This is a genomic window from Paenarthrobacter nicotinovorans (assembly GCF_021919345.1).
Classification (GTDB): Bacteria; Actinomycetota; Actinomycetes; order Actinomycetales; family Micrococcaceae; genus Arthrobacter; species Arthrobacter nicotinovorans.
The window spans coordinates 3,645,470-3,661,317 of sequence record NZ_CP089293.1; the positions used below are offsets into that span (position 1 = coordinate 3,645,470).

At 64.7% G+C, this 15,848-nt stretch carries 16 protein-coding genes; 8 read left to right on the top strand and 8 right to left on the bottom strand.

What is annotated here, in order from left to right:
• Positions 1 to 5: 5 nt before the first annotated feature.
• The 3 genes from JMY29_RS16885 (at position 6) to uraH (ending at position 1,838) form a co-directional block, all read left to right on the top strand.
• The gene (locus JMY29_RS16885) at positions 6 to 836 is read left to right on the top strand and encodes a phosphatase PAP2 family protein (RefSeq protein WP_189076690.1); all 831 of its coding nucleotides are present in this window, start codon (positions 6 to 8) and stop codon (positions 834 to 836) included.
• A gap of 154 nt (positions 837 to 990) precedes the next feature.
• Entirely contained in the window at positions 991 to 1,500 is a 510-nt protein-coding gene (gene uraD / locus JMY29_RS16890) for a 2-oxo-4-hydroxy-4-carboxy-5-ureidoimidazoline decarboxylase (protein WP_189076691.1), read from the top strand.
• Entirely contained in the window at positions 1,497 to 1,838 is a 342-nt protein-coding gene (gene uraH, locus JMY29_RS16895) for a hydroxyisourate hydrolase (protein WP_189076692.1), read from the top strand. Before uraD ends, uraH begins: the two co-directional genes overlap by 4 nt.
• Before the next feature lie 73 nt (positions 1,839 to 1,911).
• On the opposite strand, the gene JMY29_RS16900 is transcribed toward uraH, so the two are convergent.
• A complete protein-coding gene (locus tag JMY29_RS16900; RefSeq protein WP_407673011.1) occupies positions 1,912 to 3,096 on the bottom strand; it encodes an IS30 family transposase in 1,185 nt (394 codons plus the stop codon).
• A 101-nt stretch (positions 3,097 to 3,197) separates the two neighbouring features.
• Between JMY29_RS16900 and JMY29_RS16905 the strand changes: the two genes are divergently transcribed.
• From JMY29_RS16905 to purM, 3 genes are all read left to right on the top strand, one after another.
• The gene (locus JMY29_RS16905) at positions 3,198 to 3,530 is read left to right on the top strand and encodes a hypothetical protein (protein ID WP_039242993.1); all 333 of its coding nucleotides are present in this window, start codon (positions 3,198 to 3,200) and stop codon (positions 3,528 to 3,530) included.
• Between the two features lie 146 nt (positions 3,531 to 3,676).
• On the top strand, positions 3,677 to 5,308 hold the full coding sequence (purF, locus tag JMY29_RS16910; RefSeq protein WP_018778330.1) for an amidophosphoribosyltransferase: 1,632 nt from the start codon (positions 3,677 to 3,679) through the stop codon (positions 5,306 to 5,308).
• On the top strand, positions 5,305 to 6,453 hold the full coding sequence (purM, locus tag JMY29_RS16915; RefSeq protein ID WP_189076213.1) for a phosphoribosylformylglycinamidine cyclo-ligase: 1,149 nt from the start codon (positions 5,305 to 5,307) through the stop codon (positions 6,451 to 6,453). The genes purF and purM overlap by 4 nt, the downstream gene beginning before the upstream one ends.
• 204 nt (positions 6,454 to 6,657) lie before the next feature.
• Here purM and JMY29_RS16920 read toward each other — a convergent pair whose 3' ends face one another.
• Complete coding sequence (locus JMY29_RS16920; protein WP_189076214.1) at positions 6,658 to 7,428, bottom strand: VOC family protein; 771 nt, start codon at positions 7,426 to 7,428, stop codon at positions 6,658 to 6,660.
• 248 nt (positions 7,429 to 7,676) lie between these two features.
• Positions 7,677 to 7,901, bottom strand: a complete 225-nt coding sequence (locus JMY29_RS16925) for a DUF3073 domain-containing protein (protein WP_018778327.1) — start codon at positions 7,899 to 7,901, stop codon at positions 7,677 to 7,679.
• Between the two features lie 313 nt (positions 7,902 to 8,214).
• Here JMY29_RS16925 and JMY29_RS16930 point away from each other — a divergent pair, with 313 nt between their 5' ends.
• Positions 8,215 to 9,105, top strand: coding sequence for a septum formation family protein (locus JMY29_RS16930; RefSeq protein WP_229778631.1), 891 nt, complete (start codon positions 8,215 to 8,217; stop codon positions 9,103 to 9,105).
• A gap of 12 nt (positions 9,106 to 9,117) precedes the next feature.
• Here the strand turns inward: JMY29_RS16930 and clpB are convergent, their stop codons facing one another.
• Positions 9,118 to 11,775, bottom strand: a complete 2,658-nt coding sequence (gene clpB / locus JMY29_RS16935) for an ATP-dependent chaperone ClpB (protein WP_018778325.1) — start codon at positions 11,773 to 11,775, stop codon at positions 9,118 to 9,120.
• Between the two features lie 136 nt (positions 11,776 to 11,911).
• Between clpB and JMY29_RS16940 the strand changes: the two genes are divergently transcribed.
• On the top strand, positions 11,912 to 12,529 hold the full coding sequence (locus JMY29_RS16940) for a pyridoxamine 5'-phosphate oxidase family protein (RefSeq protein ID WP_055972618.1): 618 nt from the start codon (positions 11,912 to 11,914) through the stop codon (positions 12,527 to 12,529).
• Between the two features lie 177 nt (positions 12,530 to 12,706).
• Here JMY29_RS16940 and JMY29_RS16945 read toward each other — a convergent pair whose 3' ends face one another.
• Genes JMY29_RS16945 through JMY29_RS16960 form a run of 4 tightly spaced genes read right to left on the bottom strand, consistent with a single transcriptional unit; the run spans position 12,707 to position 15,786 of the window.
• Positions 12,707 to 13,777: a sulfate/molybdate ABC transporter ATP-binding protein gene (locus JMY29_RS16945; RefSeq protein ID WP_189076215.1), complete on the bottom strand. Its 1,071-nt coding sequence runs from the start codon at positions 13,775 to 13,777 to the stop codon at positions 12,707 to 12,709.
• Positions 13,774 to 14,583, bottom strand: coding sequence for an ABC transporter permease (locus JMY29_RS16950; RefSeq protein WP_018778321.1), 810 nt, complete (start codon positions 14,581 to 14,583; stop codon positions 13,774 to 13,776). The genes JMY29_RS16945 and JMY29_RS16950 overlap by 4 nt, the downstream gene beginning before the upstream one ends.
• A 7-nt stretch (positions 14,584 to 14,590) precedes the next feature.
• Complete coding sequence (modA, locus tag JMY29_RS16955) at positions 14,591 to 15,379, bottom strand: molybdate ABC transporter substrate-binding protein (RefSeq protein ID WP_189076216.1); 789 nt, start codon at positions 15,377 to 15,379, stop codon at positions 14,591 to 14,593.
• Positions 15,376 to 15,786, bottom strand: coding sequence for a TOBE domain-containing protein (locus JMY29_RS16960; protein WP_018778319.1), 411 nt, complete (start codon positions 15,784 to 15,786; stop codon positions 15,376 to 15,378). Before JMY29_RS16960 ends, modA begins: the two co-directional genes overlap by 4 nt.
• Positions 15,787 to 15,848: the final 62 nt, after the last annotated feature.

The window sequence follows — 15,848 nt, forward strand, 5'->3', positions numbered from 1 at the left end:
CGCAAGTGACGACTGAAGGAAACGGGCCCGCAGAAAAGGGCATCCGGGGCGAGGTGCACCAGGACCGCTTCGTTGCCGGACAGGACCTGACGCGCTGGAAGTCCCCCGCCGGCCGGACCTTGGCCCGGGGCGCCGAATGGGTCACCGGACTCCTGGGCCCATATGCCGCACTCATCATCACCCTGGCGGTGGGCCTGGGTGTCACCCTGACGTTGGCCTGGGCGTTCGGCGAGGTGTATGAGTCAGTGACCGAAGCGGATGGGGTCGCAGGCTTCGACCACCCCGTTCTGGATGCTGCCAAGTCGGTCCGGTCCCCCGCTGCGGACGCGGCCATCACGGCCTACACAAATGTCGGCGGCACTGTGGGCATGCCCATCATTGCCGTGGGCATCATGATCTTCCTGGCCACACGGCGCCGCTCATGGACACCCGTCATCCTGATGCTCGCGGCCGGACTGGGCTCCCTGGTGATCACCATCCTGGGCAAGCCGATCTTCGGCCGGACCCGCCCCGACCAAGCCGACGCAATTCCGCCCTATGAGCATTCAGCCTCCTTCCCCAGCGGACACTCCCTGAACTCGATCGTGATCGCAGGCATCGTGGCATACCTGATCATCCTGCGGCTCAACACCACGCGGGCACGGGTGGTCACGGTGGTCGTGGCGGCAGCCTTCGCCTTCACCATGGGCTTGAGCCGCGTCTATCTTGGCCATCACTGGCTGACCGACGTTCTGGCCGCGTGGGCCATCGGCATCGCCTGGTTGGCCTTGGTCATCACCGCGCATCGGCTCTACCTGACAGTGCGCACGCGGCGTCATCGCGAGGTAGTCTCTTGACACCGGGCGGGCCGCTCGGCTTAACTGAATTACGTATGCTGAAATAACAGTTCCATGATGCGGAAGCTTGAAGCACCAGACTTCCTCCCGATAAAGCGGGAGTTCCGCATAGCCCACACCATGGATGCCAGCATTTTGCACGAGGATGACAAGCATGGAGCTTGCAGTATTCAACACGGCTGACCGGGACGAGGCCATCAGGACCTTGACCCCCTGCCTGGACATCAGCCGCTGGGTGGAAACCATCGTTGACGCGCGCCCCTACGCCAACGTCGACGAACTCCTGGGACAGGCCCAGCGCGCCGCCGAGCCGTTCACCCCTGCCGAAGTGGAGTCAGCCATGGCCCACCACCCACGGATCGGTGAACGACCCAAGGCCCAAACCACCGAAGCCGCGATGTCGCGTTCGGAGCAGGCCGGTGTGGACCCGGGTGACAGCCAGACAACAGCAGCGCTGGCCGAAGGCAACCGCGCGTACGAGGAGAAGTTCGACAGGGTCTTCCTGATCCGTGCTGCAGGCCGCAGCGCACAGGAGATGCTCGCCGCCCTCCAGGAACGCCTCACCCACACCCCCGAAGAAGAAGACACAATCGTGGCCGGCCAGCTGCGGGAGATCGCACTGCTGCGGCTCTCCGGACTGATCAGCGAAGGAGTCAACGCATGAGCGTTTCACAAGTCACCACACACATTCTGGACACCGGTTCCGGCCGCCCGGCGACGGGTGTCGCCGTCGTGCTTTACGTCCGCGACGGCGACGACTGGACCTTGGTGGGCAAGGGCGAAACCGACACCGACGGCCGGATCAAGAACCTGGGCCCCGAACGGATTCCCGGTGGCGCCTACCGCCTGAACTTCGCCACAGGTGCCTACTACGAAGGCCTGGGCACGGAGACGTTCTTCCCGGAAGTGGACCTCCACTTCACAGTTTCCGACGCCGGCGAGCACTACCACGTGCCCCTGCTGCTGAGCCCGTTCGCGTTCTCGACGTACCGCGGCAGCTAACCCGCCCAGCCGATGTGACAGTTGATGCCAATGTTCCCCGGGCAAAGTCAATTGGTGGGAGCAACGCTGGGGGTTAGGCCGCTTGTAGCAGCTGGTTTAGCCGGTTGGCTGGGGTCTCGAGGTTCAGTGTTGGTCTGGGGCGGCGGTTGAGTTTCGCTGCGACCAGGCGGATGTCCTCGGGGGTGTGCACTGAAAGGTCAGTGCCTTTCTCGAACCAGAACCGCAGGAGCCGGTTGGTGTTTTCGTTGGTGCCGCGCTGCCAGGGCGAGTGCGGGTCGCAGAAGTACATCGTCGTATCGAGAGCGGTCTGGATTTTTGCGTAGTCGGCCAGTTCGGTGCCGCGGTCCCAGGTGATCGACCGGCGCAGGTGATCCGGGAGGGAGGCCATCTCCCGGATCATCGCGGCGGCAACGGTTTCCGCGGTGTGGTCCCCTGGCAGGTGCAGCAGGATCGTGAACCGGGTTGAGCGTTCCACCAAGGTTCCGATCGCTGTCCCGTTGGCGCCGATGATGAGGTCACCTTCCCAATGCCCGGGCACTGCCCGGTCCTGGACCTCGGCGGGACGTTGGCTGATCTTGAAGGCCTCTTTATAGGGGCTGTTGGCGCGCCGGTCAGTGCCGTGGGGGATGCGTTGTTTGCGTTTCAGGCTGAGCTTTTCGGCCAGGTCCGCCCGCAGGTTCCCGCGGGTTTGGACGTAAAGGGCCTGGTAGATCGTCTCGTGGCTCACCTGCATAGTCTGATCGTCACCGAAGTAATACGCCAACATCGAGGAGATCAGCTTCGGACTCCACCCGTCATCCATCCAGACGCCGACCAGCCGGCACAAACCCTCGTCCTTGGCCAGCCTGAAGGGTTTGGGACGGCGCCTGTCCTGATGCGCTTTGGCGTGAGCGACCGAGGCGTAGTACTTCCCGTCCGCGCTCGTGTGGCGTTTGACCTCCCGCCAAACTACGGACTTATCCCGCCCGATCAATGCGCCGATCTTCGCGTAACTGAGGCCCATCCGCACACCCATCTGGATCATGCCTCGCTCTTCCAGACCCAACGCACGGCCAGGGCCCCCGACTGAAGGAGCAGGATCGGCAAGACCTCCGGTAGCACCCCGGTTCACGGTCATCATTAGGCCAGACTGAACCCACCAATTGTGCCCGGTAGCGTGCACCGCCCCGACACGCCGGGCAGCAGTACGAACAGGCATCCCCGCACACACCAAATCAAGAAACTCAGTACGCGCAGCCTTGGGGAACAACTTGACCATAAAACGCTCCATCAATCAGAGCGTTGCAACGACCCTATGACTTTGCCCCGCGAACATTGGCATTAACTGTCGCATCGGCGAGGAACGGTACGCTTGAAGACATGGCTTCAGAGGACACCACCCCCAACACCGCCCGCCGCGAAATCACCGTTCGCCGGGCACCCAAGTTCGTTCCCTTCATGATTTTGGGCGCGGTGGTGGGCGCGATCGTGGCCGCAATCATCGCCTACGGCCGCCCGGCCGACCCCGCCTTCGATGCCGGCACGGTCTTTGGCTTCTTCCTGATTGTCTGCGCCGGCGGCGGCGTCATCCTTTTCTCGGTCCTGGCCCTGATCCTGGACCGCGTCAGCGTCAAGCGCTCCGAGCGGGCCGTCGTCGAAGCCGTCCCGGATTCGGTTCCGGACGAAGGACCCGAGAACGACGACGTCCGCTAAGTCGGGCGCCCGGCCCGCCTCTTTTGAGGGGAGCCACTGTGAGACACACCGCATTTTCGGCCGGACACGCCTGATCTTTGCCCCTTCGCGGGGTCATATAGGAATCGGGGGAACGTACCACGGCCACAGCATGAGACAATCGACCAGTGGCACGTGGCGACGGAAAACTTTCTCATGATCTTCTCCCCGGCGAAAAAGGCCCCCAGGACGCTTGTGGCGTCTTCGGGGTTTGGGCTCCCGGTGAAGAAGTAGCAAAACTCACCTATTACGGGCTGTATGCGCTGCAGCACCGCGGACAAGAATCGGCTGGTATTGCTACCAGTGACGGCAAGCGCATCAACGTCTACAAAGACATGGGCCTTGTGTCCCAGGTCTTCGACGAGACGACCCTCAACACCCTTACCGGGCACCTGGCCGTAGGCCACTGCCGGTACTCCACCACCGGTGCAAGCCACTGGGCCAACGCGCAGCCGACCCTCGGTGCGACGGCAACCGGCACGGTTGCCCTGGCCCACAACGGCAACCTGACCAACACCGCTGAGCTCCGGGAAATGATCCTTGAGCGCAACGACGGCCAGCTGACCGGTGAAATGAAGCAGGGCAACACCTCCGACACCGCACTGGTGACCGCCCTCCTTGAGGGCGAAGAGGGCAAGACCCTGGAGCAGACCGCACTGGAGCTGCTGCCCAAGATCAAGGGTGGCTTCTGCTTCGTCTTCATGGATGAAGGAACCCTCTACGCAGCCCGCGATACCTACGGCATCCGCCCGCTGTGCCTGGGTCGCCTGGAACGCGGCTGGGTTGTCGCTTCCGAGCAGGCCGGTCTGGCGACCGTTGGTGCAAGCTTTATCCGCGAGATTGAGCCCGGCGAATTCATCGCGATCGACGAGGACGGCGTCCGCTCCCAGCGTTTCGCCGAGGCAACCCCTGCCGGCTGCGTCTTCGAGTACGTCTACCTCGCCCGCCCGGATGCTGCCATTGCCGGCCGCTCCGTGTACGAGGCCCGCGTTGAAATGGGTCGCCAGCTGGCCCGCGAAAACACGCACGAGGCAGACCTCGTGATCCCGGTTCCCGAGTCCGGTACCCCCGCCGCTGTTGGCTATGCCGAGCAGTCCGGGATCCCGTTCGCACACGGCTTCGTCAAGAACGCCTACGTGGGCCGTACGTTCATCCAGCCTTCGCAGACCCTGCGCCAGCTCGGTATCCGGCTCAAGCTCAACGCTTTGGAATCCGTGATCCGCGGCAAGCGCATTGTGGTGGTGGATGACTCGATCGTCCGCGGCAACACCCAGCGCGCCATCGTACGAATGCTCCGCGAAGCCGGCGCCGCTGAGGTACACGTCAAGATTTCTTCTCCCCCGGTCCAGTGGCCCTGCTTCTACGGCATCGACTTCGCCTCCCGCGCGGAGCTCATCGCCAACGGCGCCACCATCGAGGAGATCTCCCAGGCCATCGGCGCTGACTCGCTGGCCTACATCTCCGAAGACGGCATGATCGGCGCCACCCAGCAGCCGCGCGAACGCCTCTGCACGGCATGCTTCACCGGCAAGTACCCGATCGAACTGCCGCACGCGGACAAGCTCGGCAAGAACCTGCTGGAACGGACCGATCTTGGCGGACTGGAACCGGCTACCGAGGCCGATTCGGTGGACGCTTCCGAGGACCCGGCCGAGAAGCCGGGCGCCACAGGCTGCGATCCCGGGCCTGACGCCGAATTCGAGAATTTGCTGACCGACGCTGATCGTTTGACCGACGCCGACAAGAAAGAGTCTGTATGACCTCCGCAACCCCCGCCGCTGAGAACAACGCCGGCATCACCTACGCTTCGGCCGGTGTCGACGTCGAAGCGGGAGACCGCGCCGTCGAACTCATGAAGGACGCTGTCAAGGCGACCCACAACTCGTCGGTGATTGGCGGCGTCGGCGGTTTTGCCGGCCTGTACGACGTCTCCAAGCTGCTCACCTTCAAGAAGCCGCTGCTGGCCACGTCCACGGACGGCGTCGGCACCAAGGTCGCCATCGCGCAGGCCATGGACATCCACGACACCATCGGTTTCGACCTCGTCGGCATGGTCGTGGACGATATCGTCGTTGTCGGTGCAGAACCGCTGTACATGACGGACTACATCGCCTGCGGCAAGGTTGTGCCCGAGCGCATCGCGGACATCGTCCGTGGCATCGCTGCTGCGTGCTCCGTGGCCGGTACCGCCCTGGTGGGTGGCGAAACCGCTGAGCACCCGGGCCTGCTGGGCGAGCACGAGTACGACGTCGCAGGTGCCGCCACCGGCGTCGTCGAGGCTGACGCGCTGCTCGGCCCGGACCGCGTCCGTGCCGGCGATGTCGTCATCGGCATGGCTTCCTCGGGCCTGCACTCCAACGGCTACTCCCTGGTCCGCCGCGTCATAAACCACGCAGGTTGGGCATTGGACCGCCAGGTTTCCGAGCTCGGCCGGACGCTGGGCGAAGAGCTCCTGGAGCCCACCCGCGTCTACGCAGCTGACTGCCTTGACCTGGCCCGCGCCTTCCCGGTGCACACGGCCGACGCCGTTCACGGCTTCAGCCACGTCACCGGTGGTGGCCTCGCTGCCAACCTGGCACGCGTCCTCCCGCAGGGCCTCGTCGCCACGGTGGACCGCAACACCTGGGAACTCCCGGCCATCTTCAAGCTGGTCTCCGAGCTCGGCAACGTCCCGTTGGCCGACCTCGAGCGCACCCTGAACCTCGGTGTGGGCATGGTGGCCATCGTTTCCGCCGAAGCAGCAGACGCCGCCGTGGCCCGCCTGAACGACCGCGGCCTGCCGTCCTGGATCATGGGCACAGTTTCGGCTGACAGCGACTCGATCGACAAGACCGGCCCGGACTACGTCCAGGGTGCCAAGGGCGTCGACGGCGGCGCTGTCCGTTTGGTGAACGCCTACGCCTAAGCGGCAAATCGCCTTATAAAGGAGCGGCCGGGCAGTCTCAACTGCCCGGCCGCTCTTTTTATTGCCTGTGCCCTGTCACTGGCGACACCCATATTCGTTGGCGCCAAGGATCCGGACTGCCGACACCCACATCCGGGCAGCGTCAGTCCATGTCCGCGGCCTCAGTGAGTATGCGCGTCATCAATGGCCACGGCCCGCTGTGCTTCACACCTGGATCAGACTCAGCACACCGCCCTGCGGATCCTGGATGGTAGCTAGCGACCCCGCCTCCGGCCGGGCATCGGGTTCAACCAGGAGCTCTCCCCCGGCGGCAACGGCTGCATCGGCGGCTTTGCGGACATCGTCCACTCCGAAGTACACCTGCCATCCGGCTTCCTCGCCTTCTCCGGCAGGAACCACGCCAGCCACCTCCTCACCGTTCACCATCAGCGTGCTGTAGCTGCCGCCGTCGTCCTGCGGGTATTCGGTGACCTCGTATCCGAACAGCTGCTGGAGGAATCCGACGGCGGCCTGGGGCTCGGGCGTCAGGAGTTCAGCCCAGGCCAGCGCTCCGGATTCGTTGTAGAGGTGGCTGCCGAGGTGCGTTCCGGCCTGCCAAATACCGGTGGTTCCGCCACCCGCGGCCTCGATGAACGCCAGTACCCCGGTATCGGCGACAGCCTCCGGCCCGAACTGGAGCTTCCCGCCGGCATGGGCAGCATCCTCGGCCACTTCCTCAGTGTCCGTGGCAGCGAGGTAGATGTTCCATTGGCCGCGGGTTCCGGCCGCTTCCTGCATGGAGTTCTGCGGAGCGATCACCGCTACCAGCTGGTCCTTCACGAAGGCCTGGGAGTAACTGCGTCCATCGGGGGTGGGCAGGTCCTTGTACGTCCAGCCGAAAACGCGCTGGTAGAAATCCTTTGCCGCCGCGACGTCCCTGGTCTGCAGGTCCGCCCAACACGGCTCTCCGCTGGCGTAATGGTTACGGGTGGTCATGGTGCCTGTGTACTCCTGCTTCCATCTGTGCGCGGCTCATTGGCCGACTCAGCTGCGGGATAGTTGACCCAACGCATGCTGCGCTGGAAACTCCAGCCTACGCAGAAAAAGACCCCCAGGGTACGCCAATGAGCGGCGTGCCCTGAGGGCCCTTTTCAAAAGATGTACGGCATCCGGGGATGCTCGATGACCTTATGTACGACGGCGGTACGCAACTCAGTGCCAGCGGCACCTGTTGGTTGCGACAGCTATACGATACGGCGGGTGTCTACCTCGTCGTCATCATCTTCCGCGTACTTGTCCTCGTAGGCCGAATAGTCCGGCTCCGGGGGATCGTCGGGGAAGTGGCTCTTGACACGACTGGACGGACCCGTGAGCTCCCGCTCAAGTGCCGAATAGTCAGTGTTCGGGGAGTAGTACTTGATGTCCCGAGCCTGCTTGGTAGCTTTTGCCTTTTGACGGCCGCGCCCCATGGCGTGACCCCCTTTTGTACTTGGACCGGAGGTGGTCACCTTGGCTATCGGTGAGGCCCCGGAATGTTTGGTCAATTTGTCGTATGTCTAGATTACATGCTTTCAGGGGTGCCTGTGCGCCACTCCAACCCCGAGTCCGGGGCCAACACCGCCAAAACCAACGGCAGAGACCTCCAAGCCCGCCGAAAATTGGGTAGAGTCGGCCTCAATGCGGCTCCACAGCAGGAAAGGCACACCCCGGAATATGAGCCAGGACAACACCTCACCGCGTGATGGTTCGCCACACGATCAAGGCAAAGAGGGGTCATCCCCCATGCCCGAAACACCTCCCCCGGCTTCCGGCGAGCAGCCGCACTCGGCCCCGCTGACAACACCATCAGGCCTCCAGCCGGATCCCGCACCCGAGCTTGATCCTGACTTCGTACCGAATCCGAGCGAGCAGCCGGACCCCGCGCTGCCACCGGAAAGCGGCGAGGCTACCGCAGCCACCGACGGCGACGCCCCCGACCCTGCTCACAGCGACGCTCACAGCGACGTTTCAGCGGCTGCTGAAGCGCCCACCGGCACGGACCCGCACTACCCGTGGCAGCAGCCATATCCGCCCCAGCAGCCCACGGCGGGACAGCCCTACCAAACCCAGCCCTACCCAGGCCACGAGCCGGGCATGGGCCAGGAGTGGCAGCCCGAGCAGCACGGCGATCCGATCAAGCGTCAACGCCTTGTCATTGGTGGAATCGTGCTCGGTGTCCTGGTCCTGATCGGGGTGGTGATCTGGGTCCTGCTCAACCTGCTCGGCACCCGTCCCGAAGCCTCCGTGGCAAGCCCCAGCGCGACGTCCACCCCCGGCCCCCTTCCCCGCGACACGAACGCCAAGGATTTCCAGGTAGGCGACTGCTTCGCCAGCTTCGACCCCAAAGCCACTGAAGCCAGGGCCGTGGAGTGCGGAACAGAACACTCGGCCCAGCTCGGCGCAGTCTTCAGCTACGGAGCCGACGAGTCCTTCCCCGGCGCCACCGCTTTGCGGGACAAGGGCAGGGAAGTATGTAAAACAGTGAAGCTCAACAAAGCGGCCGCCAACTACATCCTGCTCCAGCAGAACGTGTACCCCAGCAGCACCAGCTGGGATCGGGGCGACCGCCGCGTTGATTGCTTCATCGTGGTGGACTCCGGCAACACCATCAAGGAAAACCTCCTCGACAAGTAGCGCCGGACGGAGCTACTTCCTGCGGACGGTGAGGCCCGTGCCTGCGGGGGCACCGCCGTCGGGGTTTGAGAGCGCCTCAAAACCCTCGATGGTGAGTTCGTCCACATCAGCGGCGGTATCGACCAGTACGGTGTCGCCGTCGCTGATCTCCCCTGCCAGGATTTCCTTGGCCAGGCGGTCACCGATCTCGCGCTGGACCAGGCGACGCAGCGGGCGGGCGCCGTACGCGGGATCGTAGCCGGACATCGCGAGCCAGGCGCGGGCGCCGTCGGTCACCTCGAGGCTGAGGCGGCGATCGCGGAGACGGTTGCCCAGTTCGGCCACATGCAGCTCGACGATCCGCGCAAGTTCCTCGACGGACAGCGGATCGAACAGCACGATCTCGTCCAGGCGGTTCAGGAACTCCGGTTTGAAGGATGCCTGGACCACGGCCATGACGGCGTCGCGCTTGGCTTTGGCGTCCAGCGACGGGTCCACCAGGAACTGGCTTCCCGAGTTGGACGTCAGCACCAGGATGGTGTTGCGGAAGTCCACGGTGCGGCCCTGGCCATCGGTGAGGCGACCGTCGTCGAGAACCTGCAGGAGGATGTCGAAGACCTCGGGGTGGGCCTTTTCGACTTCGTCCAACAGAACCACGGAATACGGGCGGCGACGCACTGCCTCGGTGAGCTGGCCGCCTTCTTCGTAGCCAACGTATCCCGGAGGGGCACCGACCAGGCGGGCCACGGCGTGCTTCTCGCTGTACTCGGACATGTCGATCCGGATCATGGCGCGTTCGTCGTCGAAGAGGAAGTCGGCCAAGGCTTTGGCCAGCTCCGTCTTACCGACGCCCGTGGGACCCAGGAACAGGAACGAACCGGTGGGGCGGTTGGGGTCGCTGATGCCGGCACGGGCACGCCGCACAGCATCGGAAACGGCCTGCACTGCCTTGCTCTGTCCGATGAGCCGCTTGCCCAGCTCTTCTTCCATGTGAAGCAGCTTCTGGGACTCGCCTTGGAGCATGCGGCCGGCGGGGATACCTGTCCAGGCCGAAATGACCTCGGCAATGTCGTCGGCGGTGACATCTTCTGCCACCATCAGCTCGGGCTTCGAACCGCCGCGGGCAGACTCTTCCTCGGCTGCGGCGCTCAACTCACGTTCCAGTGCGGGCAGTTCGCCGTACAGGATCCGCGACGCCGATTCGAGGTCGCCTTCGCGTTGGTGCTTGTCGGCGGCCGAACGCAGCTCGTCGATCTTGGCCTTCAGGTCACCCACGCGGTTCAGCCCGGCCTTCTCAGCCTCCCAACGGGCGTTGAGCGCGTTGAGTTCTTCCTTCTTGTCCGCCATGTCGGCGCGGATTGCGGCGAGCCGCTCGACGGAGGCGGGGTCGGTCTCGTTCTGGAGCGCCAGTTCCTCCATGGTCAAACGGTCGACGGCGCGGCGGAGCTGGTCGATCTCTTCCGGGGCGGAATCGATCTCCATGCGGAGTCGGGACGCAGCCTCGTCCACGAGGTCGATGGCTTTGTCAGGCAGCTGCCGACCCGAAATGTAGCGGTTGGACAGCGTGGCCGCAGCAACCAGGGCGGAGTCTGCGATGGCGACCTTGTGGTGTGCCTCGTAGCGTTCCTTCAGGCCGCGGAGAATGCCGATGGTGTCCTCGACGCTGGGCTCGCCAACGTAAACCTGCTGGAATCGGCGTTCCAGGGCCGGATCCTTCTCGATGTTCTCGCGGTACTCGTCAAGGGTGGTGGCACCGATGAGCCGCAGTTCGCCGCGGGCCAGCATGGGCTTGAGCATGTTGCCGGCATCCATGGCGCTCTCGCCGGTGGCTCCGGCGCCCACTACCGTGTGTATTTCGTCGATGAACGTGACGATCTGCCCGTTGCTGTTCTTGATCTCCTCGAGCACAGCCTTGAGCCGTTCCTCGAATTCGCCGCGATACTTGGCACCGGCCACCATGGAGGCGAGGTCCAGTGCGATGAGGGTCTTGCCGCGCAGGCTCTCAGGGACGTCGCCGGCCACCATGCGCTGGGCGAGGCCCTCGACGACGGCGGTCTTGCCGACGCCGGGCTCACCGATCAGCACCGGGTTGTTCTTGGTACGGCGGCTCAGCACCTGAACCACGCGCCGGATCTCGCTGTCGCGCCCGATGACGGGGTCCAGCTTGCCCGAACGGGCCACGGCGGTCAGGTCCGTGCCGAACTTCTCCAGGGCCTGGAAGGTGTTTTCGGGATCCGGGGAGTCAACCTTCCGGTCACCCCGGACACCGGGCAGGGCGGCGAGCAGCGCCTCGTGGGAGGCACCGGCGTCGCGCATTAACTTCCCGACGGCGTCACTTCCGGCGGAGAGCCCCAGCAGCAGGTGCTCGGTGGAGACGAAGGAATCGCCGAGTTTGTCGGCCTCGTTCTGCGCTGCCTGGATGGCCTGCATGGACTGGCGGGACAGCTGTGCCTGCTGCACCGAGGTGCCCGACGACGACGGCAGGGCCTTGATGGCCGAGCTCGCCTGCACGCTCACCGCATCAGGATCAGCCCCCGTGGCACGCAGAAGAGCCACGGCAACACCCTCCCGCTGGTCCATGAGGGCTTTGAGCAGGTGCGCCGGCTCCAGCTGGGGGTTCCCGGCCGTTGAGGCGTTCATGGCGGCCGCAGAAAGGGCCTCCTGGCTTTTGGTAGTGAATTTGACGTCCAAAGAGTGCTCCCTTTCTGGAGTGTGACCAATACTTTCAAAGTTGAGTCTACTACGCTCAAGTTTGATTTTGTGGTCATTGCTTCCATGTTTGCCCACGGCGAAACCAGTGTCCATAGCTGCCCGTTAGGCTGGGGGCATGGACACCATTTCCACCGCTGATGAACTCGAAGCCCTGATCGGATTGCCCCTTGAGCGCGTGCGTAAGAAGGTCCGCACCGCGCTCAGTGAATTCGACCGCCAATGGCTGGCTGCCAGCCCCTTCTGCGTCCTCTCGACGACGGACGCGAACGGCCGCGTGGACGCCTCGCCCAAAGGGGACCCGGCCGGCTTCATCCACGTCCTGGACGAGCACACCATCGCCATCCCCGAGCGCCCGGGCAACAAGCTCGCTTTCGGTTTCCACAACATCCTGGAGAACCCCAACGTCGGCATCCTCTCCGTGGTGCCCGGCCGGACGGACACCCTGCGAATCAACGGCACAGCTCGGATTGTGCGTGACGCCGACTTCTTCGATCAGATGGTGGTCAAGGGGCACCGGCCGCGTGCCGCCGTCGTGGTTTCGGTGGAGGAAGTGTTCACGCACTGCGGCAAGGCCTTCATGCGCAGCGGCCTGTGGCAGCCGGAAACGTGGGAATCCGAAGACCTTCCTAGCATCGCGGTGCTCGCCCAGGCGTACACCCAGCCGGAGACGCCGCTGGAAGATCTCGAGACCTACTACGGGCCGTCCTATGCGGAGCGGATGTACCGGGAGTAGCAGAGAATCTGTCCTGGGCTTGCCCTGCGCACGTAGGGCCAACGTTGTTGTCCCCACAGACACGTGCAGGCCGTGCCCTGTTCCTCCGGGAGGATGTGCCGGCATGGAATCCAAACGGGAGCGGGGGCCGTCGGCGTAGTGCCGGCGGCCTCCGTCAGTTGAAGCCGGGAGTAGGGCTCACGCCGGGTAGACCGACACCAACGCGGACTTCACCACGAACCGCACCTCCATCCCGGGGGCAAGGCCAAGGTCTGCGGAGGCTGCAGGCGTGATGTCGGCGGACAACGCGCCGTCGGTGCCGGCGCTGGCGCGCACCCGGACCTGGTCGCCGTGTGGCTCAAGGTCCGTGATGGTCACCGCATAGGAGTTGCGCGGGCTTCCGTGCACATCACCCAGGAAGACGGAAACGCTCGACGGCGGGAACGCCGCCACGCCTGCCTGGCCGGGCACGGGTGACCAGTCGGGATCGTGCTGTCCAGCGAAAAACCGGCCATCCGGCGTCGTGATTCCCTCTCGGCCCAGAGTACCGGTGACGAGATTCAGTCCGGCGAGTCCGGCGGCAAAGTGGCTCCTGGGCCGTTCAAGGACCTGGCGGGTAGGGCCCTCTTCGACGATCCGGCCGTTTTCCACCACCACCACACGGTCTGCCAGCATGTAGGCGTCCAGGACGTCGTGTGTGACGATGATGGCCTTCCGGTCCTTCAACACGCGTTTGAGCACACGGCGCAGCAGCGGTGCAGCGTGGATGTCCAGGGCAGCCATGGGTTCGTCGAGCAGCAGTAGTTCCGGCTCGGCAGCCAGGGCGCGCGCCACGGCAACCCGCTGCGCCTGGCCTCCGGAGAGCTGGGCAGGCTTCCTGTCGGCGAGGGACGAAGCGTCAACCTCCGCCAGCCAACGCTGCGCAGTTTCCCGGGCCGCAGCCTTGGAAGCCCCGGCACTGCGGGGGCCGAACGCCACGTTGTCCACCACGCTCAGGTGCGGGAACAGCAGCGCTTCCTGGGCCAGAAGGGCCGTACCGCGCAGGTGGGGTGCGTCCCAATGGTGGGTGCCGGCGTCGAGGTTGAACAACTGCCGCCCGGCAATCCTGGCCGAGCCGGAATCGGGCCGCAACAGCCCGGCAATCACGCCCAACAACGTTGATTTGCCCGCCCCGTTGGGACCGAGGATGGCCACGGTTTCACCGTCAGCGAGGCTGAGCGACATGTCGAAGTTCCGGGCACGGAGGCTGGCCTGCAGTTCGAAGCTCATGCCTGGACCGCCGCAGCCGCGCGCCGACGGCCACCATAACTGAGCCCCACCACCGCGACGGCCACCGCCACCAGGACAAGGGACAGCGCGACGGCGGAGTCGGCGTCGGTCTCGCGCTGCAAGTAGATTTCCAGCGGCAGGGTCCGCGTGACGCCTTCCAGGCTGCCCGCAAACGTCAGGGTAGCTCCGAACTCCCCCAAGCTGCGCGCGAACGACAACACAGCGCCCGATGCCAGCCCCGGCAGGACCAGCGGAAGGGTGACGCGGCGAAGGACGGTGGTGGGTTTCGCCCCGAGGGTCGCAGCCACGGCTTCATACCGGTTTCCTGCCGACCTCAAGGCACCCTCCAAACTGACCACCAGGAAGGGCAGGGCTACGAAGGTCTGCGCCAGGACCACCGCGGTGGTCGAAAACGCGATCTGGACGCCGGCCATCTCCAGCGACTTCCCCAGCAAACCCTGACGGCCAAAGGTATACAGCAGCGCAATACCCCCGACGACGGGTGGCAGCACCAGCGGCAACAGAACGAACGACCTCAGGAGTTTCTGCCCGGGGAACTCGCCGCGTGCCAGCACCAGCGCCAGCGGCACGCCCAACACGATGCAGAGGACCGTGCTGGCGGCAGAGGTCCGCAGGCTCAGGCCCAACGCGGCCAGGGAAGACTCCGAGGTGATCAGGGGAACGAACTGCGGCCAGTTGACGCGCAGCAGCATGGCCGCCAGCGGAAGGACCACCAGGAGGCCGCCCGCTGCTGCCACGGCATAGATCCATCGGGGGACGCCATGGTAGCCGGTGGTGGTCTTCATGCTCTCCTTACGGTGCGCCGAATCCGGCGTCACCCAGAACCTTCTTGCCTGCTTCACTGGTCACTGCGGCCACGAAAGCCGCTGCCAGCGCCTTGTTCTTGCTGGAGCCTACCGTGGCGATCGGGTACGTGTTGACCGCCTTGTCCGATTCAGCGAACGGAATGCCTTTAACCTTGTCGCCGGCTCCCTTCACGTCCGTGACGTAGACCAAGCCGGCGTCGGCCTCGCCCGAGGTGACCTTGCCGAGCACGTCGGTCACCGAGGATTCCTCGCTGACGGGGCTCAACGTTATACCGCTGGCCTTCTCAACCGTGTCCGTTGCCGCGCCGCAGGGAACCTGGCTGGCGCAGGTGACTATCTTGACACCCGGCTTGGCGAGGTCGGCGAACGATGAGATCGACGCCGGGTTGCCGGGCGGGACTGCGATCTCAAGGACGTTCGTGGCGAAGTTGGTGGCAGTGCCGTCCAGCAGCTTGGCGTCGGCAAGCTTTGTCATGTTCTTGGTGTCAGCCGAGGCGAACACATCGGCCGGGGCCCCCTGGGTTATCTGCGTGACGAGATCGGAGGAGCCCGCGAAGCTCAGTTTCACTCTTGTGCCCGGGTTGGCTGCCTCGAAATCCTTGGCCAACTGCGTGAAAGGTGCTTTAAGGGACGCTGCGGCGAACACAGTGATCTCGCCCGACGGGGATGAGGTGGAGCTTGCCGTGGTGTTGGTGCCTGAGCCGCATCCGGCCAGGCTTGCCGCCAAAACGCCGGCCACCAACAGTGCGGTGAAATTTTTGCGGGTGATGGTCATATGATGCTCTTTCCCTGGGGCGTTTCGATGATCACCGTGGTGGCCTTGACTACCGCTGTGGCCACCGAACCGAGCTCAAGGCCGAGTTCCCGCACGGCCTCGCTGCTCATGAGGGACACCACGCGGAACGGCCCACATTGAAGCTCGACCTGCGCCATCACTTTGTCCGCCGTGATCCCCGTGACCAGGCCGACGAAGCGGTTCCGCGCCGAACTTCCGGAACGGGAGGGGTCGTCCGGGAGGTGGGACTGGCTGCGCGCCAAAGTCGCGAGTTCCAGGCCATCAACCGCCAATCGGCCAGCGGGATCCTTCTGCGGAGTGAGCGTCCCGTTCTCTGTCCAACGCCTCACGGTGTCGTCACTGACACCGAGGAAGCGGGCGGCTTCGGAAATTCGTATTTGCGGCATAGAAACAGTGTAGTTCCGTAAATGCGTACACAAGGGCCGTTCTACTCCGCAAACGCAATGTG

What these genes read in the sequence shown, in the direction of transcription:
- uraD (WP_189076691.1), top strand. Translation starts at nt 991, where the DNA reads ATGGAGCTTGCAGTATTCAACACGGCTGACCGGGACGAGGCCATCAGG.
- uraH (WP_189076692.1), top strand. Translation starts at nt 1,497, where the DNA reads ATGAGCGTTTCACAAGTCACCACACACATTCTGGACACCGGTTCCGGC.
- JMY29_RS16900 (WP_407673011.1), bottom strand. Translation starts at nt 3,096, where the DNA reads ATGGTCAAGTTGTTCCCCAAGGCTGCGCGTACTGAGTTTCTTGATTTG.
- JMY29_RS16905 (WP_039242993.1), top strand. Translation starts at nt 3,198, where the DNA reads ATGGCTTCAGAGGACACCACCCCCAACACCGCCCGCCGCGAAATCACC.
- purM (WP_189076213.1), top strand. Translation starts at nt 5,305, where the DNA reads ATGACCTCCGCAACCCCCGCCGCTGAGAACAACGCCGGCATCACCTAC.
- JMY29_RS16920 (WP_189076214.1), bottom strand. Translation starts at nt 7,428, where the DNA reads ATGACCACCCGTAACCATTACGCCAGCGGAGAGCCGTGTTGGGCGGAC.
- JMY29_RS16925 (WP_018778327.1), bottom strand. Translation starts at nt 7,901, where the DNA reads ATGGGGCGCGGCCGTCAAAAGGCAAAAGCTACCAAGCAGGCTCGGGAC.
- JMY29_RS16930 (WP_229778631.1), top strand. Translation starts at nt 8,215, where the DNA reads ATGCCCGAAACACCTCCCCCGGCTTCCGGCGAGCAGCCGCACTCGGCC.
- JMY29_RS16940 (WP_055972618.1), top strand. Translation starts at nt 11,912, where the DNA reads ATGGACACCATTTCCACCGCTGATGAACTCGAAGCCCTGATCGGATTG.
- JMY29_RS16945 (WP_189076215.1), bottom strand. Translation starts at nt 13,777, where the DNA reads ATGAGCTTCGAACTGCAGGCCAGCCTCCGTGCCCGGAACTTCGACATG.
- JMY29_RS16950 (WP_018778321.1), bottom strand. Translation starts at nt 14,583, where the DNA reads ATGAAGACCACCACCGGCTACCATGGCGTCCCCCGATGGATCTATGCC.
- modA (WP_189076216.1), bottom strand. Translation starts at nt 15,379, where the DNA reads ATGACCATCACCCGCAAAAATTTCACCGCACTGTTGGTGGCCGGCGTT.
- JMY29_RS16960 (WP_018778319.1), bottom strand. Translation starts at nt 15,786, where the DNA reads ATGCCGCAAATACGAATTTCCGAAGCCGCCCGCTTCCTCGGTGTCAGT.